Source organism: Chromobacterium subtsugae (genome assembly GCF_001676875.1).
Classification (GTDB): Bacteria; Pseudomonadota; Gammaproteobacteria; order Burkholderiales; family Chromobacteriaceae; genus Chromobacterium; species Chromobacterium subtsugae.
Window position 1 is genome coordinate 1 of sequence record NZ_JYKA01000049.1, and the last position, 648, is coordinate 648.

The 648-nt window shown below is 58.8% G+C and carries 1 protein-coding gene; it reads left to right on the forward strand.

The window, feature by feature from the left end:
* Window positions 1-648, forward strand: a 648-nt coding sequence (locus MY55_RS22320) for an IS3 family transposase (protein WP_065203064.1), incomplete at both ends; no start/stop codon positions are given.

Consider the following 648-nt stretch of genomic DNA (forward strand, 5'->3'; position numbering starts at 1 on the left):
CGAGATCGCCGCCACTCGCATTCGTTATGGCGCGCGCCGCATCTACGTCCTACTGCGGCGCGAAGGCTGGCGGATCCATCACAAGAAGACCTACCGGATCTATTGCGAGGAAGGCTTGAATCTGCGGCGCAAGCGGCCCAAACGGCGAGTGGCAGCGGCGCATCGCCACGCTCGGCCGGCCGTCTCCAATTTGAACGCGTGCTGGAGCATGGATTTCGTCGCCGATCAGCTGTTCAACGGCCAGAAAATCCGGGCCTTAACTGTGGTGGATAATTTTAGCCGGGAGAGCTTGGCGATCACGGTGGATTTCGCACTGAAAGCCGCGGACGTGGTGGCTACGATGCAGCATGTGCAAGCCTTGCGCGGGACGCCGCAACGGATTCAGGTCGACAACGGCAGCGAGTTTATTTCGTTGGCGCTGGACCAGTGGGCCTATGAGCAAGGCGTCACGCTGGACTTCTCACGACCAGGAAAACCCACGGATAATGCCTTTATCGAGTCATTTAACGGCAGTCTGCGCGATGAGTGCCTGAATGTGCATTGGTTTCTATCGCTGGACGACGCACGTGAAAAGATCGAGCGTTGGCGGCAGGATTACAACGAATTCAGGCCGCACAGTTCGCTGGGCGACCAGACCCCGAGCGAGTT